Genomic DNA, 25,178 nt, shown 5'->3' with positions numbered 1-25,178 from the left:
CTCGGACACACCCTAGTACGTGCATGCTCGGTGGCGCACAGGCGTCCACGAGCGGAACTGGCGGAGACTTTAGCGGCGACGAGTCCCGAAAACGGAACGGGTGATCTCCGAGCCCGCAGTCCGAAGCACTTGGCCGATCACGGATTCAACCTGCTTCGCACGACGCTCGGCCTTGCGTTGCCTTTCGGCCTCCGCCTTCTCGCGGGCCCGCTCCTCGGCCCGTTCAGCCCGTTCCTTCTCCTTGGCGAGAGCCCGTTCGAGGGCGGCTCGCTCCTTCTCCTCTTGCTTCGCCTGCATCGCCGCTGCTTTCTCGGCCTCGAGGAGTTCTCGCTTCTCAGCTTCGAGTCGAGCCTTTTCAGCCTCGGCCTCTTCCATGCGCTGCATGAGCTTTTCTTGCGCAGAATCGGGATTCACTGCGGTCGAGTACTTCGAAGCGATCGGGGAAGCGGAGAGGGTCAGGGCCAGGGTCTGTGCAGAGGCCGGACCCATGAGGGAGGCGGGCGCCCACATGGAGGTCGGAGACACGGGGGTCGGTGTGCCGTGCTCGTTGAGAACCGTGACGACCGCTTGACCGGTGCCGAGGTTCGTCAGGATCTCCGCAAGATCGAGGGAGGTGTTCGGGAAGGTCTGAACACTCGCTTTGAGGCGCTTGTGCTCATCGGGGGTGAGTGCGCGAAGCCCGTGCTGGATCCGCGAAGAGATTTGGGCGAGGACATCGGCGGGAATGTCCTTCGGGGTTTGAGTCACGAAGACGACGCCAACTCCTTTTGAACGGATGAGGCGCACGGTTTGAACGACTTGGCGGATGAACTCTTTCGTCGCATCCGCGAAGAGGAGGTGGGCTTCGTCGAAGAAGAACACGAGGCGCGGGAGCTCGAGGTCACCGACCTCGGGAAGTGTGGAGTACAGGTCGGCGAGGAGCCACATGATGAGTGCGGACACTAATGCGGGACGCTGGGAGATGTCTCCGACGTCGAGTAGAGAGATCACGCCTCGGCCCTCGGGGGAGAGGCGGAGGAGATCATGGGTGTCGAAGCTGGGAGCGCCGAAGAATTGTTCGGCCCCTTGAGATTCGAGGACCGTCAGAGCCCTAAGGATGACACCCGTGGTGGCCTTCGAGACTCCGCCGATGTTCGCAAACTCGGGGGCTCCTTCCTCGGAGGTGAGGAAGGAGATGACTGTGCGCAGATCCGGAAGGTCGATGAGTTCGAGTTGTTCTTTGTCGGCCCAGGCGAAGATGAGCTGGAGGGCCTGTTCCTGCGTGGAATTGAGGCCGAGTGCTCGCGCCAGGAGGAGGGGGCCGAAATCGCTGAGGCTTGTACGAATCGGAATGCCCGTGAATTGGTTTTTCGCATCACCGAGGGTGAGCAGATCGATAGGGAAGGAGTCGGGGGTCCAGTCTTGACCATTCGCTGCGGTGCGGGCGAGGAGTTTTTCGGAGGAGGCGCCCTTCTCGGCGAGGCCGCTCAAATCGCCCTTCACATCGCATAGAAGGACTGAAGAGCCCGCTGCGGATAGGCCTTCACTGAGGAGTTGAAGAGTGCGGGTCTTGCCCGTCCCAGTCGCTCCGGCGACTAGGAGGTGACGGTTGAACATGGAAAGGGGCATCTTCGTGGTCGTGCCGACAACGCGCGTCGTACCGTCGAGAAGAGTACCGATCGTGATCGAGGGGGTGGAGAAATCGTAGGCTCGGCGGATCTCATCAATGAAAGCCGAGGACGAGGGAGAAGAATCCGATGAGGAAGCCTCTTGTGGTGAGGAGTCTTCTGCGGATGAGTGTCCTTGACAGGGGGCTTGTGGGGAAGGTTCTTGTGGGGAGGACTGTGCGTCCGCCGGATCGGGCTCACCAAGCGAATCGGACCCTGCAGCGCTGACAGCTTCGAGTTTGAGGCGCAGCGCCTCCGCCTGCGCATGCGCCGCTTCGGCTTCCGCTTGTCTCGCCCGGGCCTCGGCCTCGGCGAGTTGAGCCTTGAGATCGTCGATGTTCTCGCTCATTGCGTCCCTTTCCCCGGGCATCTTCGCACCGTTGTGAACATCGTAGGGGGAGGAAGCGTCATGTGCGCTCCCCCAGACAGAATCCAAGAGCGCAGGACACTACCGTCCACATACGCAGGAGGTCGAAATCCCCGATCCACAACGACAGATGACTTCAGGTGAAGCTGAAGGAAACACCCCCTAGCGTCACGGCATGGACCTTCTGAGGAGGCTACGGCTGAAACGCTTGACCCGCGCGGTCTACAGCGCGAAGGAAAGTGCCTCGCGCGAACGCCCAGAACGTGTCATCAGGCTCCTCCCTTCGCCTTTATCTGCCCTTGTCCTCGTCCTTCTCCTCCTTGTGCTCGCAGTTTTCGGCATCGTGCGCGCACAAATGCCGGGCAACGCGCACGCCATCGATTCGGCGAGCGACTCAAGGCAAGAGCCAGAAAACGGGCAGAGAGCCCTCCTCATGGACGAGGAGTACGGGGGAGCCGGAATGAAGAAAGATCCAGATGAGGATGGGAAGGAAAGCCCAGGAGCTTCCGGCTCCCCATCATCCTTTCCAAGTGGCGGCAACAAGGGCGGCGCTCTTCTCATCGTTCACGTCGCCGGGGCGGTCAAAGACCCGGGCGTCGTGCAAGTGCCCGCAGGCTCCCGGGTCATTGACGCCCTCAACGCCGCCGGAGGAGCCCTGCACGAGGCGAACCTCGACGCCGTGAACTTGGCGCGGCCGGTGAACGACGGGGAACAAATCCTCATCCCCACAATCGGGGATCTGGGGGCGAATGGACTCGAAGGAACGCAGGCCTTTGCCCATCCCCAGGGCGCCTCCGCCTCTTCGTGCGTGGACATCAGAACCGCCGATGCCGCGGCTTTCGAAACCCTCGATGGGATCGGGCCGAAGCTCGCCCAAAGGATCATCTCCTTTCGCGAATCCTCCGGCCCCTTCGAATCGGTCGAAGACTTGGACGCCGTCCCCGGGATCGGACCGGCCCTGCTGGCGCGCCTGCGTGAAGGAGTGTGCCAATGAGCTCCACCGAGCACGAGGCCATCCCGATCATGTTGGATTGGCGCCTGTTCCCCGCAGCCTTGACGACATGGGCGTGCACCTGGTGGGCGGTGTCCAGGTCGTGGGGAGGGGCTCATAACCTCCTCATGCTCGGCTTGTTCATCGTCGCAGCCGCTTCGACTCATTCCCTGTGCTCCACACCCCGAGTAGGAGGACGCCACCAGCTCACACCCGCAGGTTCCATCAGAAGCGCCCTCCTCGCTCTCGCAGCGGCTGGCTTGGCGGCGCTCGCGGTCGGTGGACTCGCCCGTGCCTCCCTCCAATCGTGCGAGGCGAATGAGGCGGCTACAAGGGGAGCTCTCATCACCCTGAATGGCCGCGTCGACGCAGACCCCAAGATCTCACACGGCTCTTTCGGGGCGAGGAAAGAACACGTGAATATCACGGTCCTCAGCGTCGGGAAAGAGGAACTCCCTTCGCCTCCTGTGCGCCTCATGCTCCGAATACAAGGCGGACACGAGCTCTACTACGGTGACATCGTGAGAGTCAGAGGCCTCATCGATCCCACTTTCCCTGGCGCCCTGCCCTATGCGGGGAGCATGAGTACGACTCCGGTTCTTCTGGAAAGACCAGGTGGTTATGTGGGCATCACGAGGCGATTCCGTCTCCACCTCGAAAGGGCTGTCGAAGGGCTCGACGAACAGGGCCGAGCCCTCGTCCCAGGAATGGCGATCGGCAATGACCGGGCAATGAGTGAAAAACTGGAAGAGGCATTCCGTGCGTCCAGTTTGAGTCATTTGACCGCAGTGTCGGGCTCGCACATGGCAATCGTTCTCTCAAGTGTCCCACTCCTCCTGCCCAGGAGCCGACGCGCAAGAATCCTCGGCGCGCTCACGGTCCTTGTCCTCCTCGTCATGGTGGTCGGCCCAACTCCGGCGGTCATGCGAGCCGCCGTGACAAGCACAGCGGGAATCCTCGGACAGGCTCTGTCGCGCGGAGGACAGGGCCTTGCCGCACTGAGCCTGACAGTCCTCGTCATTGTGCTCCTCGACCCCTGGGCGGCCAGAGATTTCGGCTTCGCCTTGTCCGTTTGCGCGACCTTTGGAGTGCTCGTTCCCGCTGCGGCCTGCCGGAGATGGGGCAAGAAACACCTGAAAATCGAGGGCCGAGTAGGGCGCTTCTTCAATCGACTCTTTGAACTCGTGTGCGTGTCGGCTTGGTGTCAGATCATGACGATTCCGATCCTGCTCCTGCTCGACCCGGCCCTCCCCGTCTATTCCCTCGCGGCGAATATTGCCGCGGCTCCCGCTGTCGCGCCAGCGACTCTCCTCTCCCTGAGCGCTGCGCTTGCCGCTCCTTTTTCGCTCCAGGCCGGAAAGGTCCTGGCTCTCCTCGCCTCTTATGCGACCGCCTGGATCGCGAAGGTCGCGCTCGTCTTCTCCTCCCTCCCAGGGGCGAGGAGCGAGCCGAAGGACCTGATCGGGGTGGTGCTGATCGCACTGGTTTTGGGCGTTGGTGTCCTGATCTTGCGCTCGCTTCGAGTAGGGGCGCGTAATGCCTGGGGGACGTGCGACACTTGAGGTCGCATTCGAGGGAAGGGATTTCATGGCGGCACCTAGAGGGAAGAAGACTCCCGTCCCAGTCGAGCTCGCGCCGGTGGTCCTCATCAAAGGCAAGGAGGGCCTGCTCATCGACCGGGCTATGGCCACGCTGCGCGCTCAGGCCTATGAACAAGACCCGAATCTGGAGCGTAGCGATGTGCAGGCCTCGAGCTATCAGGCCGGTCACCTGGACGTCCTCACTTCCCCTTCGCTCTTCGGCGAAGCGCGCCTCATTCTCATTCCCGAGCTTGAACAGATGTCGGGCGCCCTGGCTGATGACCTCCTTGAGTATGTGTCCTCTCCGGCGCCCGATGTGTGGATCATCGCCATCCACCCGGGCGGCAATGCTGCGGGTAAAAAAGTCGTCGAAGCGATCGCGAAAGCCGGATTCCCCGTTATTGCGGCCGAGGAGATCAAGAATGACCGCGACAAGCTTGAGCTCATCAAAGAGGAAGTCCGCAGCGCTCATCGCAGGATGAACGCGGACGCGATGCAGGCGATCGTTGACGCGCTCGGATCTGATTTGCGTTCAATGATGGCGGCGGTCAATCAGCTCCTCACAGATGTCGAGGGAAACGTGACAGTGGAAGATGTACGCCGCTATCACGCCGGTCGGATTGAAGCGAGTGGTTTTGATGTCGCGGATGCCGTGATCGCGGGCGATGCGGCGAGGGCCCTCACGTTGCTGCGTCACGCTTTTGCGACAGGTGTCGAGGGGATTCCGATTGTCGCGGCCATCGCGATGAAGATTCGCGCTATGGCGAAGGTATCGGCATCGGGGACGGGCAAAAGGCTTGGCATGGCCCCCTGGCAGATTGATCGTGCGAGGCGCGAGCTGCGCGGGTGGAGCGACCCTTCCCTCGCCGGGGCGATCAAGACATTGGCCTTGGCTGATGAGGAGCTGAAGGGCGCGTCGAAGGATCCTCAGCGGGCTGTTGAAAAGGCCGTCATCACCCTGTGCCGTCTTCACTCGAGACCTTGAGTGGCGCTGGGCGTTGAAGGACGCTGGGCCTTGTAGGGTGCTGGTGCCCCAGGCGAGAGCCGGGACGCGAACCGCCCTACACGGCAAGAGCTGGAGAGTGCTGATAACGCAGGCGGGCCGCCCCGCTCGGGGCGGCCCGCCTAGCACAAGAGGCTGGATTCAGCCGAGCTTGGAGACGCGTCGAGCAAGCTTGGACTTGCGGTTCGCGGCCTGGTTCTTGTGGATGACACCCTTCGAGACGGCCTTGTCGAGCTTGCGGGAAGCGGCCTTGAGGCACTCAACCGCTGCTTCCTTATCGCCGGCCTCGACGGCCTCGCGGGTCTTGCGAACGAGCGTCTTGAGCTCGGACTTCACAGACTGGTTGCGCAGGCGGCGCTTCTCGTTGGTGCGGATCCTCTTGATCTGGGACTTGATGTTTGCCACGGTGGGAAAACTCCTTGACAGATTGAAAATGCTGGGTCGGTGAGGGCTGTGTCAGAACCGGGACCGGGACGTGGGGACATCCGCAAACGGTTCAGACCAGACCCCCTGCCCGACCGGGCTGGGAGTCCGACTAACAAGATTACCAGCGTCGCAGACGCGCATGCTAATCACTGAAGGCTCGCGGCGCGTGAATGCGCTCACTTCACGCCTCGTACATTCTCCTGTCTTCACGTCGGGGACGAGTCGCGTTCCCGGTGATGGGGCCACAGCTCTCAGGTGCGAAAGCGGCTGTAGCCGATCCACAGAAGCGCCGGGCGCCTCGCCTATCCACAGCTTCGAGCTCCCTGCCTCGACGAGACAGATGAATCCACGGACAGTGGAGTCACGGCACAGACATACAGCGCCCTGGGCGCTTGGCGAAGAGGAATGAGCATGAGCATGAAGACGGGATCGCCCACGAATGCCGCCACAACACAAGACCAGGAAGAAACCTCCGCCCCTCGGATCAGCCCGGAGCAGGCGGGGATTGAAATGGCGCTCGACCTTGCTTCGAAAGGAGACCTCGAGGGTGCACTTCAACTCGGCCGGGTTCTTCTCGACGAGCTTGAGGAAAGCGAGGAGCCCCTCGCTCGTATGGCTTTCTATCGCCTCCTCGTCGAGTGGAGCTCACAGCTGGAACGACCAATGGACTGCAAGAAATTCGCGTCGCGCGCTGTTCAATGGGGATCGAGGACGCTGGGGGAGACTTCACAAGCAGTGCTGATGGCGCGCAACTCCGAGCTCTACTGGATGTGCGAGGTCGGCTACGACCGCCTTGCCGCACGGCGATTCCCCGCTCTACTCGAGGACGTGAGCCGCGCGCTCGGAGCGGATTCAGAACTGGCATGGGCAGTGAGGGTGAACTCCGCGATGCCCCTCAAAGCCTCAGGAGACTTCGAAGGTGCGAGCATGCTCTACCGCGAGCTCATCGTCGACATGGCGAGAATACTGCCCGCCGATGACGTCCTGCTCATGACGGTTCGCGACAACCTCGCCGAAGTACTGGAATTGGCCGGCCACTACGGGGAGGCCAAAGTGATATTCGATTCCCTGCTCGAAGAGGCGAAGCGCCTATGGGGCGGAGAGGATCCGAGGGTCTTGAGGATCCGCACTGAAATTGCGCGCCTGCGTTTCCTCCTTGGGGACGAGGAAGGGGCGGTAGAGGAATGGAAGGAACTCGGAGAGCTCAGTACGCGCCTTCTGGGGCGCCACCATCCGCGCAGCGTCCAGATCTTCTCCCTCCTTTTAGCGGCAGCCCTCGACCTCGAGGATGAGGAGATGGTGAAAGAAGTTGCTGAGCGCTTCATCTCCGATCCACCCCCGGAGTTCGATGCTCTGGATCTGGAGGGTTTTGCTTTGCTACTCGGCGAAGAGGCGGTGCGCAAGAGCGTGCGCATTCGCGGTGCCGGGCGAAGCGGGGAAGAAGACGGGATAGTGTCCTGATGGGAGCAGCACGCAGATAGACAGGAGTCGGAGGCCGGAGAGGAATCGGGACTCGAATGGGAGTCGGGGGCTCGGAGGGAAGCCAGTGTCTGGAGAGGAGTCGAGGCCTGGAGGGGAGTCGGGGGCTCGGAGGGGAGTCGAGGCCTGGAGGGGCGTCAAGGCCCCGGATGTGCCCGACTTCGCCCCAAGGCAGTTGGCGCCGGTAGCGGGGATGATGGGACGATGGAGAGGCTAATTCGATGGAGGTTGATGTGCCGATCCCTACGCCCACTCAAGTTGAGTCGATTCGACCTGCTCACACCGAGCAGAGCCGCATCCGAAACTTCTGCATCATCGCGCATATCGATCACGGCAAATCGACGCTCGCGGACCGCATGCTCCAACTCACCGGGGTCGTTGAACAGCGCGACATGCGCGCCCAATACCTTGACCGCATGGACATTGAGCGTGAACGCGGAATCACGATCAAATCCCAGGCCGTGCGCATGCCTTGGGCGCTCGGTGATGAAGCCTACGCGCTCAACATGATCGACACACCCGGGCACGTCGACTTCACCTACGAGGTCTCCCGTTCCCTTGCGGCCTGTGAAGGAGCTGTCCTCCTCATCGACGCCGCTCAAGGTATCGAGGCGCAAACCCTCGCGAACCTGTATCTCGCAATGGAGAACGACCTGGCGATCATCCCGGTCCTCAACAAGATCGACCTTCCCGGCGCCCAGCCCGAGAAATACGCGGCCGAGGTCGCTGCCCTCATTGGTTGCGAGGAGGACGAAGTCCTCAAAGTTTCGGGCAAGACCGGCGAAGGCGTCTGCGAACTTCTCGACCGCATCGTCGAGGTCGTGCCCGCCCCCACGGGAAACCCGGATGCCCCGACCCGCGCAATGATCTTCGACTCCGTCTACGACACCTACCGCGGCGTCGTCACCTACGTCCGAGTCGTCGACGGTCGTCTCTCCACACGCCAGCGAGTCAAGATGATGTCGACGATGGCAAGCCACGAGCTGCTGGAAATCGGCGTCATCTCCCCAGAACCCACCCCCGCTGAGGGCATCGCCGCAGGCGAGGTCGGATACCTCATCACCGGTGTGAAGGACGTGCGCCAATCCAGGGTCGGCGACACCATCACCTCCCACATCGCCGGAGCGCAAGAACCCCTCGCAGGCTACCAAGACCCCAAACCGATGGTCTTCTCCGGCATTTACCCGGTTGACGGTACCGACTTCCCGAACCTGCGTGACGCCCTCGAACGCCTCCAGCTCAATGATGCGGCCCTCACTTTCGAACCGGAATCCTCTGCGGCCCTGGGCTTCGGCTTCCGCTGCGGCTTCCTCGGACTGCTGCACCTGGAGATCATCCGCGAGCGCCTCGGACGCGAGTTCGGCCTCGACCTGATCGCGACCGCGCCGAACGTCGTGTACACGGTGAAAGCAGAAGACGGCGAGGAGATCCGCGTCGAGAACCCCTCGGCTTTCCCGGAGGGCAAGATTTCAGAGGTGCGTGAGCCCCTCGTGGACGCCACGATCCTCACTCCAACGGATTTTACCGGCACAGTCATGGAACTGTGCCAAGAGCGCCGCGGCACGATGAAGGGCATGGACTACCTGTCCGAAGAGCGCGTCGAGCTCCATTATTCGATTCCGATGGCGGAGATCGTGTTCGACTTCTTCGACCAGTTGAAGTCGAGGACCCGCGGATACGCTTCCTTGGACTACCAGGAGAATGGGGAACAGGTCGCTGATCTTGTGAAGGTCGACATCCTCTTGAATGGTGAGCGCGTCGATGCTTTCAGCGCGATCGTCCACAAGGACGCGGCCTACGGCTACGGTCAGAAGATGACGAAGCGCCTGAAGGAACTCATCCCCAGGCAGCAGTTCGAGATCCCCGTTCAGGCTGCGGTGGGGGCGCGCGTGATCGCCAGAGAAACCATCAAAGCCCTGCGCAAGGACATGCTCGCCAAGTGCTACGGCGGCGACATCTCCCGTAAGCGCAAGCTCTTGGAGAAGCAGAAGGAGGGCAAGAAGCGCATGAAGTCGATCGGGCGTGTCGATGTCCCTCAGGAGGCCTTCATTGCGGCCCTCACTTCTGATGTTCCGAGCGGGAAGAAGTGAAGGGCGTGTCCGAGCGAGCTTCTTTGCGTTCCGGTGGGGCGAAGGCAGGTGAGGTCTTCCTCGCGCGAACGAAGTCCTTCACCCGCCGCAGCCGTGAGCTTCCTGCGAATCTTCAACGCACCTGGGATGAGCACGCTTCGCACTATGTCATTGAGGTCGAGCGCGGCCTGGGCTATACGACTGTCGCCGATTCCGTGCACTTCGACCCCGAGAAGCTGTTCGGCCGCCGATCTCCGCTGACCATTGAAATCGGTTCGGGTACGGGAGAACAGATCGTTGAGGCGGCCCGCACTCACCCGGATCGCGACTACCTCGCCTTCGAAGTCTGGCTCCCCGGCATTGCGAAGCTCATCTCGAAGGCCGTCGGAGCGGGGGTGGAGAACATTCGAGTCGTCGAGGCCGATGCCCAGCTGGCCCTGCCGATCGTTTTCGACGAGGCCATCGCCCAGGAGGTATGGACCTTCTTCCCCGACCCTTGGCGCAAGGCCCGCCACCACAAGCGCCGTCTCGTCTCCGCTGATTTCGCGCCCGAGGTTGCGCGCGTCCTCGAAGATGGGGGACTGTGGCGTTTGGCGACCGACTGGGATGATTACGCCTGGCAGATGCGTGACGTGATCGAAGGGTGTGAGCTTTTCGAGAATCCCTACGAGGGCGAACGCCCCGACCCGAATGACCCCGAACCCTTGCGCGGCGGATTCGCGCCACGCTTCTCGGGTCGTGTCGAAACGCACTTCGAGACCCGGGGAATTGATGCTGGGCGAAGAGCCCACGACCTCGTCGCCGTGAGGCTTCCACGTGAAGGCGCCTCTTCGGAGGATGAGTGAGCCCCGCTTCGCCGGAGGGGAGCGCTTGGCCAGAAGACGGGAGCCTCGAGGCCGCCCTGGCTGAAAGGGACTCGTGTCGGCCCCTGAGCCTGTACGTCCACGTCCCCTTCTGTTCGGTGCGTTGCGGCTACTGCGATTTCAACACCTACACGACCGGGTTTGGCCCGGGCGCCGCCCCCGGTGACTACGCGCCCTCGATCCTCGCCGAGGCCCGGCTCGCCACCCGGATCCTCGCCGATGCCGGATGGGCGCCACGAGCGGCGTCAACGGTGTTCCTCGGCGGGGGAACGCCGACATTATTGGCAAGTAGTGAGCTCGCCCGGATCCTCGACCATCTGCGTTCCACTTTCGGAATCGCTGAAGACGCGGAGGTTACCGTTGAGGCGAACCCGGATTCGATTGACGCTCAAGGTCTTGAAGAACTTCGCGCCGCCGGGGTGACGCGAGTGTCTTTCGGCATGCAATCCGCCGTGCCCTCCGTTTTAGCGACCCTCGATCGAACGCATGATCCCGAGCGTGTGCCGATCGTCGTTGAGGCGGCGAAGGATACGGGCCTTGATGTTTCCCTCGACCTCATTTATGGGGCGCCGGGGGAGAGTCTTGAGGATTGGAGATGCTCCGTCGAGGTGGCGATCGGATTGTCGCCCGATCACATCAGCGCCTACGCCCTCGTCATTGAAGAGGGAACGAAGATGGGGCGCATGCTTTCCCGCGGCGCCATACCCGAGCCCGACTCTGATGAGGAGGCCGCGAAATACGAGCTTGCGGATGCCATGCTCGCTCAAGCCGGATACCGCTGGTACGAGATCTCCAACTTCGCCAGAGCCCAGCGCGGTGAGGACGACATGGTAGCGAGCGAGCTTCGTTACGCCTCGAAGCACAATCTTGCCTATTGGAGGGACTGTGACTGGTGGGGTCTGGGTCCTGGAGCCCATTCTCATGTGGGCCGCTACCGCTGGTGGAACCTTAAACATCCCCGAGCCTATGCGAGCAGAGTATCGGCGGGCATGAGTCCGGCAGCCGCCGGGGAGATCCTCGACGCTGATTCGCGCAGTCTCGAGAAAGTCATGCTCGCCGTGCGCACCGCTGAGGGGCTCGCGATCGCGGATGTCCCCAATCCGCAGGTCATCGACGATTTGAGCGCCGAAGGACTGATCGAGAAGAAGGCGGTGCTGGACTCTCGGATCGTCCTCACCCTTCGCGGAAGGCTCCTCGCGGACGCAGTGACGCGTCGACTCATGGGGTTCTAAAGGCGGCACCTCACGGCCCTGTCGACATCGCGGACAGGGGACGTCTCGCCGACGGGGCGTCTCGCCGATAGGCGCCGTTCAGAGCTGCGTCGGCCTTGTCGTGAGGCCGCATCGTAGCTTGCCCCCAGCGGCCCTTGAAGAGGGTTCTTCCCAGCCGGTGTAGGCTTTTTCGGGATAGTTCACAAGAAGAGAGCCATCAATGTCTTGTCCACAAACAGAGTCGACCGGAGTCTCCATCAGGGAGTTGACGATTCGCGGAATCGTCATCGGCGGCATGATCACCATCATCTTCACAGCCGCGAATGTCTACCTCGGCCTCAAGGCCGGCCTGACCTTCGCGACCTCGATCCCGGCGGCCGTCATCTCGATGGCGATTCTCCGCTACTTCAAGGACCACAGCGTCCAAGAGAACAACATCGTCCAGACCATCGCTTCTGCGGCGGGAACGCTATCCGCGATCATCTTCGTCCTCCCCGGTCTCGTCATGATCGGCTGGTGGCAGGGCTTCCCGTACTGGCAGTCCGTCGCCGTGATCGCCTTGGGCGGAGTCCTCGGCGTCATGTACTCGATCCCCCTGCGCAGGGCCCTCGTCACCCACTCCGATCTGCCATACCCCGAGGGCGTCGCCGCAGCCGAAGTTCTGCGAGTCGGCGACTCCACTGAGGGTGAGGAGGAGTCGCGTCGGGGTCTCCTTGCGATCATCAAGGGCGCAGTCACCTCCTCGGGATTCGCGATCCTTGGCTCTGCCAAGGCCGTGGGCACTGAGATCGGCACCGTCTTCACAGTCGGCGCCGGCGGCACCATGGCTTCCGCATCCTTGTCCTTCGCTCTCCTGGGTGTCGGCCACCTCGTTGGCATCGCTGTCGGCATCGCCATGATCGTCGGCCTGCTCATTTCCTACGGCGTGCTCCTCCCGATGCGCAGCTGGGGCCTGGTGGGCGACCCCGCGAGTGCGTCTGAACTCGTCTCAACGATCTTCCGTTCCGAGGTTCGCCTCATCGGCGCCGGAGCGATCGCCGTCGCGGCCGTGTGGACGCTCCTCAAGCTCCTCGCCCCGATCATCGGCGGGATCCGCGACTCTCTCGCCTCCTCCTCGAAGCGCGCTTCCGGAGAGGTCCTCCCCCTCAGTGAGCAGGATCTGTCCGGCAAAGTCGTCATCGGCGTGACGATCGGGTCCATGCTTCCGATCGGAGTGCTGCTGTGGCTGTTCCTCAAGGACACTCCACTCGTGCACCATTGGATCGGGCTCGTCCTCGTGTCGATTCTTTTCATTCTCATCACAGGCCTCGCAGTCGCCTCGGTCTGTGGATACATGGCTGGTCTGATTGGCGCATCGAACTCTCCGATCTCCGGTGTCGGCATCCTCGTGGCCATCGCTGCGGCCCTCGTGGTGAAGGCCGTTCACGGCACGATCACCGGCGATGAGCTCTCCGTCCTCGTGGCGTACACGCTCTTCACCGCGGCGCTCGTCTTCGGCATTGCGACGATCTCGAATGACAACCTGCAGGATCTCAAGACCGGGCAGCTCGTCGGGGCAACCCCCTGGAAGCAGCAGCTCGCCCTCATCATCGGTGTCGGCTTCGGTGCGATCATCATCCCGCCGGTCCTCAACCTCATGCACAGGGCCTTCGGCTTCCAGGGCGCTCCCGGTGCGGGGCAGAACGCTCTCGCCGCCCCTCAGGCGTCCCTGATCTCCGACCTCATCAAGGGCGTCTTCGGCGGCGACCTCAACTGGGGCCTCCTCGGGACCGGCGCTCTCATCGGCATGATAGTCATCATCATCGATGAGGTCCTCAAACGCGCCACGAAGAGACTCTCCCTGCCCGGTCTTGCCGTCGGCATGGGCATGTACCTGCCAATGGCGATCACCATTGTGATCCCGATCGGCGCACTCCTGGGCCTCCTGCACGACCAATGGGCCGAGCGCCAGGCAGATCCGGAGAAGGCCAAGCGCATGGGCACTCTCGTCGCGACGGGCCTCATCGTCGGCGAGTCCCTCTGGGGCGTCGTCTATGCGGGCATCGTCGGCTTCTCCGGCAAGGACACGCCGCTCGCGCTCTTCGGCGAATCCTTTGCGACCCCGGCACAGTGGATCGGCACGATCCTCTTCGTCGCGGCCGCCACGTACCTGTACAAGGACATGCGCTCGAAGGCGAAAGCCCACTGATCGCGGGGGTCGTCATCGTATAGTCCTCGCGCCTCCCGGCTCCCCACCAGGGGAGCCGGGAGTTTCCTTTCGGCTTTCGGGCTAGAGGGCGCCAAGGCCGCTACAGTGTCTGGGTGGTTTCCGACTTCTTCGACCCCTACGGCTCTGATGTGTTGAGCAATGACCCCCACCGTGAGGGGCCGAATGCGATCCGCCCACGTTCGACCCGGGTGCACCTCGAAGTGGGAATGGTGCTCGAGGACGTGGCGAGCTCATGGGTGGGCGCGGTCGTCCGCGTGGAAAAATCCGGGGGAGTACACCTGGTCGAACTCGAAGACCGCAGGGGGCGGACTCGTTCTTTCCCCTTGGGTGCGGGGTTCTGGCTCGAGGGGCGCCCCATCATTGCCCTCCCGCCTCGTCCCACACCAATGGAACAGGCGAAGAATGCCTCCGGGCTCACCACTGCGAGGGGGCGGGCACTGACCAACTCCGGTTCGATCGCGGCTCCTAAGTCGGCTGCCAGAGTCGCCAGGGCCTCCAGGATCTGGGTTGAGGGACGTCATGACGCCGAACTCGTTCAGCATGTGTGGGGTGATGACCTCGCAGAAGCGGGTGTTGTCGTTCAACTCCTCGAAGGCGTCGACAAGCTCGAAGAGGTCCTTGAAGTTTTCGGCCCGAATGATCGGGTTCGTGCTGGCGTCCTCGTTGACCATCTGGTCCCCGGATCGAAAGAATCACGAATCGCCGAGGCTGTGACTCGGCGCTGGCGGGAGGGCGTTCTCGTCCTCGGCCACCCCTATGTGGATATTTGGCAGGCGGTGAAACCCTCTCGTCTCGGCTTGGAGGCCTGGCCGCAGATTGAACGGGGAATCGATATCAAACACGGGACGCTTGAAGCACTCGGCTGGCCCCACGAGAACCAGGCGGATATCGCCATGGGCTGGAAGCGGATCTTATCGAGGGTGCGCAACTACAAGGACCTTGAGCCAGCGCTCCTTGGAAGAGTTGAGGAGCTCATCGACTTCGTGACCGCCCCGGGTCTTTCCTGAGCCCTGGGGCCGAAGCTGCGGGGCAGGAGTATTATTGGCACTCGGAAGTGATGAGTGCCAGGGCCTTGAGAATGCCCGCCCGGGAGCGCGAAGGAGGAAGCCCATGAGCGATGATCGCAGGCTCGACGTGCTGTGTGCGATCGTCTCCGAGTACGTTCACACGCGCGAACCCGTCGGCTCCAAAGTCATCGCCCAGCAGCACGACATCGGGGTCTCTTCTGCGACGATCCGCAACGACATGGCTCTCCTTGAGGAGGCAGGCCTCATCTACCAGCCGCATACGAGCGCAGGCAGAGTCCCCACCGATAAGGGCTACCGCGTATTCGTCGACTCTTTGGCCTCCGTCAAACCAATGAGCGGGCCAGAGCGTAACGCGGTCGAATCCTTCCTCACGGACTCTTGCGATATTGACGAGGTCGTCGCGAAGACCGTGCGCCTCCTCGCACAGGTCACACGTCAGGTCGCAGTCGTCGAATATCCAACACTCATCCGTGAACGCCTGCGCAGGTGTGAACTCGTCGACCTCGGTCCGCGCCTGCTCGTCATTGTCGTCACCCTGAGCGGACACGTCGAAGAACGCATACTTGAGTTCCCCGCTCCGCTCGCACCAGAGACGATCACCCTCCTGCGTGAACAACTCAACGCCCTGTGGGAGGGACGCTCCGCCGAGGAGATCCTGCCCCGCATCGACGAGGCCCTATCAGCGTGCCCTCCTGCGCAGCGCATGATCGCAGAGGCCGTGTGCACTGCCCTCGTGGACCTGCTCCAGGCGACGGGCGAATCGAGGATCGCGATCGCCGGAATGTCGAACCTGGCCCGCGGGGCGATTGATTTTCGAGACATCGCGCCCCTGCTGGACGCCCTCGAAGAACAAGTCGTCCTCATGAGGCTCTTCGCCGAGCTCGGAGCCGACGATGACATCCACGTGTCGATCGGAACAGAGAACCCGCATGACGCCCTCATTGAGGCGAGCGTGGTCGCAGGAACTTATCGTTCCTTCGGACAATCAGGGGATGGACTCGCTCACCTCGGCATCGTTGGACCAACACGAATGGACTACGCTCGCACGATGTCCGCCGTAAGGGCCGTGGCCGCTTATCTCACGCGTTTCCTCGACCGATGAGCCCCACCCCTCCACATTCGGCACACCCCGCCCTCTTCAACCCGATCCAAGCAAGGAACGAATCCTGGTGAACGACTACTACGAGATCCTCGGTGTTACCCGCGACGCGAGTCAGGACGAGATTAAAAAGGCGTACCGCAAGAAGGCTCGCCAACTCCATCCCGACTATGCGGGACCGGAATCTGAGGAGGCCTTCAAGGAGCTGTCCATCGCCTATGAGGCCCTCTCCGACCCGGAGAAGCGTCGTCTCTACGATGCAGGAGGTGCGGATGCACTTCGTGGTGGCGCCTCCCCCTTCCAAGGCGCGGGTGGTTTTTCCGACTTCTTCGATGCGATGTTCTCAGGCTTTTCCGGCGCCTCCTCCGGACCGGCCCCGCGACGCAGGCGCGGAGCCGATCAGCTCATCGGCGTGGACATCACCTTGAAGGAAGCGGTTTTCGGCACTCAAAAGACAGTCTCTTTCGCCACCTACATCGAATGCGAGACCTGTCATGGTTCGATGTGCGCCGAGGGCACTCAGCCGGTCACCTGCTCGAACTGCGGCGGTTCGGGCACGGTCACGCGGATCTCCAATACGATGTTCGGCCAGATGCAGTCACGCGCTGCCTGCGGGGCCTGCGGGGGCTATGGCACGGTCATCTCTTCCCCATGCCAGGAATGCGCCGGTCAGGGACGAGTTCGTTCACACCGGAGCTATCCGATCGACATTCCCGCCGGCGTCACCGAGGGCACGCGGATCAGGGTTCCCAATAAGGCCGAGGTCGGTCCTGGCGGCGGTCCACAAGGAGACCTCTACCTGGAGATTCGTGAACTCACAGATGAGGTGTTCGTGCGCCGCGGGGATGACTTGCACATGTGGACCACAATCCCGATGACCACGGCCGCTCTTGGTACCGACTTTATTTTGTCGACATTCGACGGGGAACGCACGGTGACGATCCCCGCGGGCACTCAGCCCGGTGAAGAGATCATTCTCAAAGAGCTCGGCGTCGGACGCCTCCAACGTCCCGGACGCGGTAATCTCCACGTTCACATTGAAGTGGAGATCCCGAAGAAACTGGATGCGCGTTCGCGTGAACTCCTCGAAGAACTCGCGGCGCTGCGCAAAGAAGGAAGGGTTGAACCCCAGCGTCGCGATCACTCGATGTTTGAAAAACTCAAAGAGAAGTTCGCCGGACAGTGACCAGGCCCGTCTTCTACTTCAGCGATCCTGTCAGCGAGCTTTCGCAGGCTCAGCCTGGCGAGGTGTTGCGCCTCGGAGCTGAGGAGGGACGACACGCGGCGACAGTTCGTCGGATCCGTGAGGGCGAGGGTCTTGATCTGGTCGACGGACGCGGAACCCGAGCCCTGTGCGAAGTCGTCTCGGCTGATAAACAGGGACTCGATTGTCGTCTCCTCTCCCTCGAGTACGAAGAGGCCCCCCGCGTCCGACTCGTCCTCGTTCAAGCCCTGGCCAAGGGCGGACGCGATGAACAGGCGATTGAGATCTGCACGGAGATCGGCATTGACGGTGTCATCCCTTGGCAATCGGATCGTACGATCGTGCGTTGGGCGGGACCGAAGGCGAAGAAGGGGCGGGCGAAGTGGGAGAACACGGTGCGTGCCGCAGCCAAGCAGGCTCGTCGCGCCTGGGTTCCCCTCGTCGAGGACGTGGTCGACAGCCGAGGACTCCTTCAAGGTATTGAGACGCTCATCTGCCAGGGCGGACGCGCCTTCATCTGTCATGAAGAAGCAATCGCGACGCTGAGCGAGCATTTGCGGGCTCATCCTCTCGCCGAATGCGAGCCTGGCAGCCAGATCTGGATCATCGTGGGACCCGAGGGCGGGATCTGCCCGGAGGAGACTTCAGCCTTTGAGCAGGCGGGGGCCGAGCTCATCGGCCTTGGTCGTAATGTTTTACGCTCATCGACTGCGGGCGCAGTGTGCCTGACCTTGCTGAGCGCGGCCCTCAATCGCCTCTGAGCGCGGGTTTCGAGGCTTCGAAACCCGCGTCCAGGTGCACGAGTGGAGCCTGCTTTCAGATGCAGGGGTGCCACCCGAAAGCCCCGCTGTTCAACAAGCCCCAGTACAAGAAGCCCCAGCAATGGGGACCAGGAGGAGCATACGAAGATCAGGACAAAGAACCCCTGATTGAGAAGGTCAAAGTATGCGAGTGCCCGGGCTCAAGCACAATGAGATCCTCATGAGAGTTGAAGGCGTTCGGCGGGCAGGTCATCGGCTCCACCGCAATGCCCTCGCGATCCAGGACCTCCGCCGTGTAAACCTGCACCCACTTCGCATCAGAACTCAAAGCAACACTCATGCCGCTTTCTGGGTCGCGGATCGTCACAGTCCATTCGCCTTCAGGCAAATCAGTGAAGGCATGATCAATGGTTAAATCGCCAAGAATGCGCGGCCGAGTGAAATCGCGTCCCATTTCAGCGACCGGGCGTTTGCCCACGGGGGTGAGCTTCTCGTCGACCTCGAGGATGCTCGTGGCAGGAATAGAGAGCTCATAAGAATCATTAGGGGCCCCGTTGAGAGTCACATACGGGTGGGAGGAGACCCCGTAAGGGGCGGCCTGAGTCCCAATGTTCTTCGTGTGCACGCTGACGCTCAGACCCGAATCCGCGTTCAGCGCATAGGTGACCCAGGTTTCGAGCGCCCAGGGATAGCCCTTACGGGGCGCAAGGAAAGCCCCGAGGGTCGCAGAGTCCTGATCCGCGTGAACGATGTCCCACTCCACCCAGGACATGAGGCCGTGGAGAGCAGCCCCCGTTGAACGCTCAGTGCGATCGACCTCGTAACGCGCCCCATTCCACTCATAGGTGGAATCCGCGATGCGATTGGGCCAGGGGAGGAGCATTTTGCCCAGATGACCCGCAGGGATCTCCTCAACACTGTGGGGAATGACGAGATCGTGGCCCGCGAGCGACAATCCCGCCAGGCCAGCACCGACGGTGACGATCCTGGCCCGATAATCGCCGGATTCAAGAACGATCTCACGGCCGGATGCGCTGCGCGTGCTCATGGGGACTCCTTCATCGGTAAAACTTCTCAGCGCCCCATTTTAGGGCGCTCGAGGCCCACTCACCGCCTGGCACGCACGGCAGGTAGCATCGGGGAGAACCCCACAAGGGTACTCGTGTACGGAAGGACTGTGCTGACTCAATGGCTCTGATCGATGAACTAGACTCTGCTCGTCTCGACGCGCTCTTTGCGAGCACCGGTGATGAGGCGAGCCGTATCGCACGCAATGCGGTGACCAATGCCGGGATTGATGCGGCTTGCCTTGACCGTGCGAAAGTAGTGGGAACGCCCACTGTGATGTCCCATCGCCTCGATCAGTGGAAGGCGACCTCGCAGAAGAAGTCGGGACGCTGCTGGCTGTTCTCTTCACTCAATCTTTTGCGCGATACGACGCGCGAGCGCATTGGGGTGAAAGACTTCGAGTTCTCCCAGAACTATGTGTTGTTCTTCGACAAATTGGAGCGCGCGAACTATTTCCTCAGGGACATGGTCGCATGCGCCTCCGAGCCTGTGGATTCTCGCCTCGTGCAATTCCTCTTATCGGAGGTTTTAGGTGACGGCGGCCAGTGGGATATGGCGGTCTCTCTCTACCAGAAGCACGGGCTGGTCCCCAAGGAGGCGATGCCTGAGACACAGTCCTCTTCGAATACTTCTCGGATGAATACACGCCTGCAGGTTTTGCTGCGCCGCAGCGCCCTCGAGGTGCGCGAGCTCCTCGCCTCCGGCGCCTCGCCAGAAGAGGTCGAGGCCTTGATCTCCACGGTCCTCGATGCCGTGTGGCGCATCCTCGTGATCTGCCTGGGGGAGCCTCCGCGTTCCTTCGACTGGGAGTGGCGCGATGATGCGGGAGAATTCCACCGTGACGGGACCGTGACCCCGAAGGAGTTCTTTGATCGTTATGTCGGTGTTGACCTGAGCGAATACGTGTGCCTCGTGGATGATCCTCGTCGCGCACACGCCAAAGGGCAGGCGCTCACGGTCGAGCATCTGGGCAATGTCATCGGAGGGCGACAGATCCGCTACATCAATACCGAGATGGCGACGATCAAGAAGATCGCCTCGCGGATGATCGCCCGAGGTGAGCCGGTCTGGTTCGGCGCGGATGTTTCCCAGCAGTCCGAGCGCGATCTTGGTCTGCTCGTCGAGGAGCTGCACGACTATTCGGGACTCTTCGGCGTCGACTTGAAGACAACGAAGGAGCAGCGCGTCCTCAGTGGCGAGTCCGCGATGAATCACGCCATGCTCTTCACCGGAGTCGATATCGACGAGGACGGGCACCCGCGCCGTTGGCGCGTTGAGAATTCCTGGGGCGAGGACGTGGGGGAGAAGGGGTTCTTCACCATGGATGACGCCTGGTTCAGCGAATACGTCTTTGAGGTCGTCGTGAAGATCAGTGAGCTGCCAGATGAGCTCAGGCCCGCTGTGACCTCCGAGCCCCTAGTCTTGCCGGCGTGGGATCCGATGGGGACTCTCGCCTGATCATTCGTGATGCGCTCATGTGCGTTCTTCGCCTCCGGGCGTGTGCGAGTACAGGGGAGTGCCTGACGGTGGAAGAGCGAATAAGGAAAGAGGGGGAGGCCTGGGCCTCCCCCTCTTCGAGTCGCGGTCTACTTCGCGAGCTTTTCGCGCAAGACGATATCCATGATGCGCAGGTTCATGACAATGAACTTGCCCAGCTGGTAGATCTTATTGCGGCGATGACGCAGCGTTGCGGGCGTCGGCAGGGGCGCGCGCTGAATCCGTGTCTGCTGCTCCGGATCGAGCTCTTCGACTGAAGGCTTATCACTCATCGATCTTCTCCTTTGGGAAACAGGATCACTCGGGGATCAGGGTCCAGCCGATGCGGCCTTTGGCCTTGTGAATGAACAGGTAGTGGAGCATGAACTTGATCCAGTGACCGAAGAGGCCGATCTCACCACGGGTGTGATAGGGGTGGCGTCCTGTCAGAGGATACTTCTTCTCATCGGGCACGATCGGGTACATGATCATCGCGGCTGCGGAACCGCTCATAAGACTCGCACCGGTCGATGCGACACATGAGGCGCCCATTTCGGTCATCGATGCGCGCTTCGCTGGCTTGTTCTTGCCCTTGATGTGGTCGACGATGGTTTCAGCAACCGTGCGGCCAATGGTGCCGGAGGGCTGACCCGTGCGCGGCGGAGCCGGGGCGACCGGGGTGCCGTTCGGGGTTGAACGGGGCTTCGAGATCTGGTGCGGCGGCGCGAAGGAGATGCCCGCTGCGAAGAGATTGTCGTAGGTGGGGTTCTGGTAGGTCTTGGGCCAGTCTTCGGCATCCCAGTCTTCGTAGGCCTTACCGGAGTAGTCGGCATCGACCTTCATGAAGCCGGAGGGGGCGAAGATCGTGCTCGTAATATCCGATCCGTCCTTGGCGAAAGCCTTGAAGGGATGGCCCGAGAATGGTGGGAGGAGCATCGCGAAGTCGAAGTCGAGTTCGTGCTCGCTTCCGTCGAGGGTCTCGTAGACGAGGCTGCCCTTGTTGACTCGCTTGACGGCAGCACCGGAAATGGCTTTGACGCCGCGTTCGCGGAACAGGGATTCGGTCCACAGCTGGGAAGTCGTCATGAAGCCGTTCTGCTTGAAACGCATTCCTCCGACGCCGAAGTCACCGAGCTCGTATTCGTTGGTGATGTAGACGACCTCGCACAGGTCGCGCACACCGGCTTCGCGAAGTTCGAACTCGACATTGAAGGCGTATTCGAAGGCGGCGCCCTGACAGGTGCAGGTGCCGTGGCCGGTGCCGATGACGAGGCGCTGAGGCTTGCCCGCCTTGGCGGCCTCGATAATCTTCTTCAGTTCCTTTTGAGTCTCATCCGCGTGATCGGCGGTGCACACGGACAGCGAGTTGCCGCCATTGTCCGGGCCGAGGCCGGGGGTGGCATCGAAGTTGAGCTTCGGGCCTGTTGCGTTGATGAGGTAGTCGTAAGCGATGAAGTCGGTGGTGCCGGCCTTACTCGGATCGGTGTATTCGATCTTGACGACGGGGGTTTCGTCTTCGCCCCGGCCCTCCGGGTAGATTTCGAAGGCCTTTGCCTGGTGGAAGATGATGCCCTTCTTGTCGTAGACGGGGCGGAGCGGGAAGAGGACCTTTGACTTGTCCATTCGGCCCGTTCCGACCCAAATATTCGAAGGGATCCAATTCCATTGGGAGTTGGGACTGATGACGACGACTTCGTGCTGCTTGGAGAGCATTCGACGCAGGTGTTGGGCGGCTGTATGGCCTGCGACACCGGCGCCGAGTACAACGACACGTGCCATGGTTGTGTGCACCTCGGTTCTTAGGAATCTGCGTCGGCTTCCTGACCGCCGCAGGTCCAAGTATATCCACAGAAAGCAGAAGTTGGGACTAATGACCCATTTTCGCCTTCGTGAACCGCGAGAGTCGCATGAATCTGCGCATTCAGGCCGGTATACGTCAGCGATGTAAGTCCCGATTGCGCCTTATTCGATCCTGAATTGCGAGGAAGGGCCTTACCCCGGGAGCAGACTGGACGCCATTCCGCCGAGTGGCATTGCGCTCAGTTCCGGAAGTGTGCCCCGGCTGCCTGAGTCTCGGCCTGCGAGGCCGGAGTCTTGAGCGGATCAGCGGCGAGCCCATCGCGCTGCGGGGACGAAGCGGGATGCAGCGGCGAACATGCGAGAATCGAAGGAGTCAGTCTTCAATCGTGCTCAGCCACGACGGGTTCACAGCGATTCCTTCAACGACGGATTCCTCCCGATGCGGGCCGAGGGAGTCGATGGTGAGGAGGCTCTCCTTGCGTCCTTTCGCCCAGTCGTAGCGGGCGAGTTCCAGAACCTGACCGGGATCCTCCCCGTAGTCGAGGGCGTAGGCGTAGTTCCTCGTCAAATGGAAGCTCTGTGGCCAGAAGTCGGGGCCGGTGTTCGTCGCCGTGAACGCCTGGCGGGCGATGGCGCTGTCCAGATCGACAACGAATCCTCTGCCGTCGAAGAGGACGACATAGGCGGTCTTGCCGTCTTGGAGGAATTCGGGATTCGTGAGGTCATCGGCTCGCAGGCTGATGGGGACCCCAGCTTCATCAACCCACGGTACGACGGAGCGTGTTCCGTCGGTGAGGTTCCAGACGATGAACGCGGGAGAGCCCTGCTTCCGCTTGTCCCTCTCCTCGGGCGCCGGATGCGCCTCAAGGCGCCGGAAGCCGGGGAAGTAGACCTGATTCTCCCGGCAGGCGATGTGCTTCGAGCCGCTGAAGCTCTGCTCGTCCAGGGGGGCGCTCGCGAGTACTCTTACGGGTTCATCGGGGTCTGAGGGGAGGAGCTCGGCGAGGAACTGGTAGTGCGCCCCCTCGTCTGCAACGATGTCCGGAGAAAGGTGTGCAATCGCCTCGTCCCTGAGGGAGGGTGCCCACGATGTTTCGCCGATCATGAAGAAGCGGCCGTCGCAGGAGCCGAAGTTGGTGAATACTCCGGGCGCCTCGACTCCTGTGAATCCTTCGGAGTCGCCGTGGACGAGATATTGGATGAAGTCGGTGCCATTTCCCCCTTGGTTGTAGAAGGTCGTGTAACCGCCGTCGTGCGGGTGGGGGTAGCGATCGAGTTCGTGGTACTGATGGCGGCGCTCTTGGAGATGGAGGCCCGAGTCGTCGATGAACCCTTCGTGATCGGGCATGCCGAAGTACAGGCCGTCCTCGGTCCACAGCGGAGTCGCGTACTCCATGATCCCCGTTTCGCGAACGCGCGCCGCACCCTTCTCATTCACGAGGGCGAGGTAGCCTTTCGACCCCTCGCCGTAAAGGGGAGTGACCCTGCCGCTGAGCTGGATGGCGAGAACCGCATCGTCGAGGGCGAAATCCTCCTCAGAAGCGGTGATCGATGCCTCGGCTCCGTCTGCCGACGAGCTTTGAGGGGCGTCCGGATCACTCGCGGAAAACAGGGGCGTGCAGGCGCTAGCGAGGCCGAGAGTACTCAGGATGAGAAGGGGGAGAAGGGCGCGTGTGTTCCTCGTCATTTCTTACAACCTCTATTGCACTTCCCAGTTCTGTTTCGTATAGGGGGATTTTTCGATATCGTAGGGAAAGATAAATCCCGGAATGGATTCGCTCCCGTCGAGATCGACTCCGGTGGTTCGCAGATAGGCGAGCCAGACGAGCTGAGAGCATGTGAGGGTGTTTGGATGAAGGTTTCGCCTGCTCGCCGGAACTGTTGGGTAGGGGTATCCTCTTAAGGACGTATAGGCGTAGTCGGCGGCGAGGTTCTGAGCGTGCTGGCTCAATGTTGTTTCGAAGAGTTTCGTGCCGGATGGCCCTGCGATTTCATTCGTGTAATGCCAATTGCTGAGGGTGTTGGGACCGCTTGCCTCGACGACCCAGTAGGTGTCGCCGTAGATTCCGGTATGCCCGTGATTGAAAACATGAGTCGAGGGGCTGATATAGATGTCGCCCTTGTAATAGGAATCCGGAAGGTTGGGGTACGCTGCGCGTGTCCGGGTATCGCCTGAATCGCTGGGTGCTTGTCTGCCGGTTGATTGGCGCATTGCCTCGTCGTTGAGGCGAGTTGCTTCAATGATTTGTGCTAGGAATTGATCGGGGGGCAGGCCAGCTTCCTCGGCCTGATTCTTAAAATCGCTAAGAATCTCATCTGCGGGCACTTCTTTCAATGAGGGATAAACTTCGATAAGTTTGTCTACCAAGTCCCGATCGTTAGCGCTCGTTGGCGGAGTAGTGCCGATAATGCTGAGAAGGGAAAGGGTGAGCACTACTATTGTTTTGAAGAGCGTGCGGTTCATCCTTGGACCTCTCAATCAGTGGGATGAGGAACTTTTGTTTAATACTGTCGAATCTTCGGAGAAGACGACGAAGATATCCGGGAAGGTACGAGTTCAGGAGTTCGCGGAATGGTCATCGTGGAGTCCATTCACTGTGATTGAACGGAGGCTTCGCCGCTCGCTTCTTCTACGGCCCTCCGCATGGCCTCGTCGTTCATGCGAACCGCCTCAATGGCATTTCTGAAGTACTCCTCGGGCGTTATGCCCATTGTCTCGGCGTCCTCGACTTCTTTAGTGAGCTCTTCTAGAAGAACATCGTTCGGTAGAGTTTTTGTCTCAGGGAAGAGTTCGCAGAACTCTTCGAGAGTGTCTGGACTGACTCCGCTCAGTGGAATGATTCGACAGTTGCCGATCTGCGAAGCGCTTTGATCAGTATCCTCGGCGGAGCTCTGAGC

Annotated in this window: 22 protein-coding genes; 13 read left to right on the top strand and 9 right to left on the bottom strand. The window is 61.5% G+C overall.

What is annotated here, in order from left to right; all coding sequences use genetic code 11:
* Window positions 1-69: 69 nt before the first annotated feature.
* Window positions 70-1,995 (bottom strand): helicase HerA-like domain-containing protein, encoded by a 1,926-nt coding sequence (locus tag JFX23_RS06430; RefSeq protein WP_198776224.1) that lies wholly within the window; start codon window positions 1,993-1,995, stop codon window positions 70-72.
* A gap of 193 nt (window positions 1,996-2,188) precedes the next feature.
* On the opposite strand from JFX23_RS06430, the gene JFX23_RS06425 reads away from it, so the two are divergent.
* Genes JFX23_RS06425 through holA form a run of 3 tightly spaced genes read left to right on the top strand, consistent with a single transcriptional unit; the run spans window position 2,189 to window position 5,569 of the window.
* A complete protein-coding gene (locus JFX23_RS06425) occupies window positions 2,189-3,007 on the top strand; it encodes a ComEA family DNA-binding protein (protein ID WP_198776223.1) in 819 nt (272 codons plus the stop codon).
* The gene (locus tag JFX23_RS06420) at window positions 3,004-4,566 is read left to right on the top strand and encodes a ComEC/Rec2 family competence protein (RefSeq protein WP_198776222.1); all 1,563 of its coding nucleotides are present in this window, start codon (window positions 3,004-3,006) and stop codon (window positions 4,564-4,566) included. Before JFX23_RS06425 ends, JFX23_RS06420 begins: the two co-directional genes overlap by 4 nt.
* Window positions 4,567-4,591: 25 nt before the next feature.
* Entirely contained in the window at window positions 4,592-5,569 is a 978-nt protein-coding gene (gene holA, locus JFX23_RS06415) for a DNA polymerase III subunit delta (RefSeq protein WP_198776221.1), read from the top strand.
* Between the two features lie 159 nt (window positions 5,570-5,728).
* Here the strand turns inward: holA and rpsT are convergent, their stop codons facing one another.
* The gene (gene rpsT / locus JFX23_RS06410; RefSeq protein WP_198776220.1) at window positions 5,729-5,992 is read right to left on the bottom strand and encodes a 30S ribosomal protein S20; all 264 of its coding nucleotides are present in this window, start codon (window positions 5,990-5,992) and stop codon (window positions 5,729-5,731) included.
* A gap of 432 nt (window positions 5,993-6,424) precedes the next feature.
* Here rpsT and JFX23_RS06405 point away from each other — a divergent pair, with 432 nt between their 5' ends.
* The 4 genes from JFX23_RS06405 (at window position 6,425) to hemW (ending at window position 11,656) form a co-directional block, all read left to right on the top strand.
* Window positions 6,425-7,474 (top strand): P-loop NTPase family protein, encoded by a 1,050-nt coding sequence (locus tag JFX23_RS06405; protein WP_040314171.1) that lies wholly within the window; start codon window positions 6,425-6,427, stop codon window positions 7,472-7,474.
* 239 nt (window positions 7,475-7,713) lie between these two features.
* Complete coding sequence (gene lepA / locus JFX23_RS06400; protein WP_233050648.1) at window positions 7,714-9,582, top strand: translation elongation factor 4; 1,869 nt, start codon at window positions 7,714-7,716, stop codon at window positions 9,580-9,582.
* Window positions 9,579-10,406: a tRNA (guanosine(46)-N7)-methyltransferase TrmB gene (gene trmB / locus JFX23_RS06395; RefSeq protein ID WP_198776218.1), complete on the top strand. Its 828-nt coding sequence runs from the start codon at window positions 9,579-9,581 to the stop codon at window positions 10,404-10,406. The genes lepA and trmB overlap by 4 nt, the downstream gene beginning before the upstream one ends.
* Window positions 10,403-11,656 (top strand): radical SAM family heme chaperone HemW, encoded by a 1,254-nt coding sequence (hemW, locus tag JFX23_RS06390; RefSeq protein ID WP_198776217.1) that lies wholly within the window; start codon window positions 10,403-10,405, stop codon window positions 11,654-11,656. The genes trmB and hemW overlap by 4 nt, the downstream gene beginning before the upstream one ends.
* Before the next feature lie 78 nt (window positions 11,657-11,734).
* On the opposite strand, the gene JFX23_RS06385 is transcribed toward hemW, so the two are convergent.
* Window positions 11,735-11,923 (bottom strand): hypothetical protein, encoded by a 189-nt coding sequence (locus tag JFX23_RS06385; RefSeq protein ID WP_165544467.1) that lies wholly within the window; start codon window positions 11,921-11,923, stop codon window positions 11,735-11,737.
* Here JFX23_RS06385 and JFX23_RS06380 point away from each other — a divergent pair.
* From JFX23_RS06380 to JFX23_RS06360, 5 genes are all read left to right on the top strand, one after another.
* Window positions 11,856-13,823 (top strand): OPT family oligopeptide transporter, encoded by a 1,968-nt coding sequence (locus JFX23_RS06380; RefSeq protein ID WP_198776216.1) that lies wholly within the window; start codon window positions 11,856-11,858, stop codon window positions 13,821-13,823. The genes JFX23_RS06385 and JFX23_RS06380 overlap by 68 nt on opposite strands.
* 113 nt (window positions 13,824-13,936) lie before the next feature.
* Window positions 13,937-14,851, top strand: a complete 915-nt coding sequence (locus JFX23_RS06375; protein WP_198776215.1) for a DUF3097 family protein — start codon at window positions 13,937-13,939, stop codon at window positions 14,849-14,851.
* A 103-nt stretch (window positions 14,852-14,954) separates the two neighbouring features.
* Entirely contained in the window at window positions 14,955-15,974 is a 1,020-nt protein-coding gene (hrcA, locus tag JFX23_RS06370; RefSeq protein WP_198776214.1) for a heat-inducible transcriptional repressor HrcA, read from the top strand.
* A 67-nt stretch (window positions 15,975-16,041) separates the two neighbouring features.
* The gene (dnaJ, locus tag JFX23_RS06365; protein WP_198776213.1) at window positions 16,042-17,157 is read left to right on the top strand and encodes a molecular chaperone DnaJ; all 1,116 of its coding nucleotides are present in this window, start codon (window positions 16,042-16,044) and stop codon (window positions 17,155-17,157) included.
* Window positions 17,154-17,936 carry a 16S rRNA (uracil(1498)-N(3))-methyltransferase gene (locus JFX23_RS06360; RefSeq protein WP_198776212.1) on the top strand — a complete coding sequence of 261 codons (783 nt, stop codon included), beginning with the start codon at window positions 17,154-17,156 and terminating at the stop codon, window positions 17,934-17,936. The genes dnaJ and JFX23_RS06360 overlap by 4 nt, the downstream gene beginning before the upstream one ends.
* 148 nt (window positions 17,937-18,084) lie before the next feature.
* On the opposite strand, the gene JFX23_RS06355 is transcribed toward JFX23_RS06360, so the two are convergent.
* Window positions 18,085-18,984, bottom strand: a complete 900-nt coding sequence (locus JFX23_RS06355) for an aldose-1-epimerase (protein WP_005964392.1) — start codon at window positions 18,982-18,984, stop codon at window positions 18,085-18,087.
* Window positions 18,985-19,124: 140 nt separating this feature from the next.
* Between JFX23_RS06355 and JFX23_RS06350 the strand changes: the two genes are divergently transcribed.
* Window positions 19,125-20,462 (top strand): C1 family peptidase, encoded by a 1,338-nt coding sequence (locus tag JFX23_RS06350; RefSeq protein ID WP_005964389.1) that lies wholly within the window; start codon window positions 19,125-19,127, stop codon window positions 20,460-20,462.
* A 128-nt stretch (window positions 20,463-20,590) separates the two neighbouring features.
* Here JFX23_RS06350 and JFX23_RS06345 read toward each other — a convergent pair whose 3' ends face one another.
* From JFX23_RS06345 to JFX23_RS06325, 5 genes are all read right to left on the bottom strand, one after another.
* Complete coding sequence (locus JFX23_RS06345) at window positions 20,591-20,773, bottom strand: hypothetical protein (protein WP_005964386.1); 183 nt, start codon at window positions 20,771-20,773, stop codon at window positions 20,591-20,593.
* A gap of 25 nt (window positions 20,774-20,798) precedes the next feature.
* Complete coding sequence (locus JFX23_RS06340) at window positions 20,799-22,259, bottom strand: NAD(P)/FAD-dependent oxidoreductase (protein ID WP_198776211.1); 1,461 nt, start codon at window positions 22,257-22,259, stop codon at window positions 20,799-20,801.
* 394 nt (window positions 22,260-22,653) lie between these two features.
* Window positions 22,654-23,967, bottom strand: a complete 1,314-nt coding sequence (locus JFX23_RS06335; protein ID WP_198776210.1) for a hypothetical protein — start codon at window positions 23,965-23,967, stop codon at window positions 22,654-22,656.
* A gap of 12 nt (window positions 23,968-23,979) precedes the next feature.
* The gene (locus tag JFX23_RS06330) at window positions 23,980-24,744 is read right to left on the bottom strand and encodes a hypothetical protein (RefSeq protein WP_198776209.1); all 765 of its coding nucleotides are present in this window, start codon (window positions 24,742-24,744) and stop codon (window positions 23,980-23,982) included.
* Between the two features lie 128 nt (window positions 24,745-24,872).
* On the bottom strand, window positions 24,873-25,178 hold a 306-nt coding region (locus JFX23_RS06325), incomplete at its 5' end, for a hypothetical protein (RefSeq protein WP_198776208.1).

Origin of the sequence: Schaalia cardiffensis, from assembly GCF_016405145.1 — a bacterium.
In the GTDB taxonomy this organism is placed as follows: domain Bacteria; phylum Actinomycetota; class Actinomycetes; order Actinomycetales; family Actinomycetaceae; genus Pauljensenia; species Pauljensenia cardiffensis.
The sequence above is the reverse complement of the archived record's forward strand: the minus strand, read 5'-3'. Positions and strand labels throughout refer to the sequence as shown.

Bases quoted from the DNA above. Each gene is read 5' to 3' on its own strand.
- JFX23_RS06420 (WP_198776222.1), top strand. From the start codon at position 3,004: ATGAGCTCCACCGAGCACGAGGCCATCCCGATCATGTTGGATTGGCGC.
- JFX23_RS06335 (WP_198776210.1), bottom strand. From the start codon at position 23,967: ATGACGAGGAACACACGCGCCCTTCTCCCCCTTCTCATCCTGAGTACT.
- JFX23_RS06355 (WP_005964392.1), bottom strand. From the start codon at position 18,984: ATGAGCACGCGCAGCGCATCCGGCCGTGAGATCGTTCTTGAATCCGGC.
- hrcA (WP_198776214.1), top strand. From the start codon at position 14,955: ATGAGCGATGATCGCAGGCTCGACGTGCTGTGTGCGATCGTCTCCGAG.
- JFX23_RS06350 (WP_005964389.1), top strand. From the start codon at position 19,125: ATGGCTCTGATCGATGAACTAGACTCTGCTCGTCTCGACGCGCTCTTT.
- JFX23_RS06340 (WP_198776211.1), bottom strand. From the start codon at position 22,259: ATGGCACGTGTCGTTGTACTCGGCGCCGGTGTCGCAGGCCATACAGCC.
- lepA (WP_233050648.1), top strand. From the start codon at position 7,714: ATGGAGGTTGATGTGCCGATCCCTACGCCCACTCAAGTTGAGTCGATT.
- JFX23_RS06425 (WP_198776223.1), top strand. From the start codon at position 2,189: ATGGACCTTCTGAGGAGGCTACGGCTGAAACGCTTGACCCGCGCGGTC.
- JFX23_RS06380 (WP_198776216.1), top strand. From the start codon at position 11,856: ATGTCTTGTCCACAAACAGAGTCGACCGGAGTCTCCATCAGGGAGTTG.
- JFX23_RS06330 (WP_198776209.1), bottom strand. From the start codon at position 24,744: ATGAACCGCACGCTCTTCAAAACAATAGTAGTGCTCACCCTTTCCCTT.
- JFX23_RS06345 (WP_005964386.1), bottom strand. From the start codon at position 20,773: ATGAGTGATAAGCCTTCAGTCGAAGAGCTCGATCCGGAGCAGCAGACA.
- JFX23_RS06430 (WP_198776224.1), bottom strand. From the start codon at position 1,995: ATGAGCGAGAACATCGACGATCTCAAGGCTCAACTCGCCGAGGCCGAG.
- JFX23_RS06385 (WP_165544467.1), bottom strand. From the start codon at position 11,923: ATGACGATTCCGCGAATCGTCAACTCCCTGATGGAGACTCCGGTCGAC.
- JFX23_RS06405 (WP_040314171.1), top strand. From the start codon at position 6,425: ATGAGCATGAAGACGGGATCGCCCACGAATGCCGCCACAACACAAGAC.
- holA (WP_198776221.1), top strand. From the start codon at position 4,592: ATGGCGGCACCTAGAGGGAAGAAGACTCCCGTCCCAGTCGAGCTCGCG.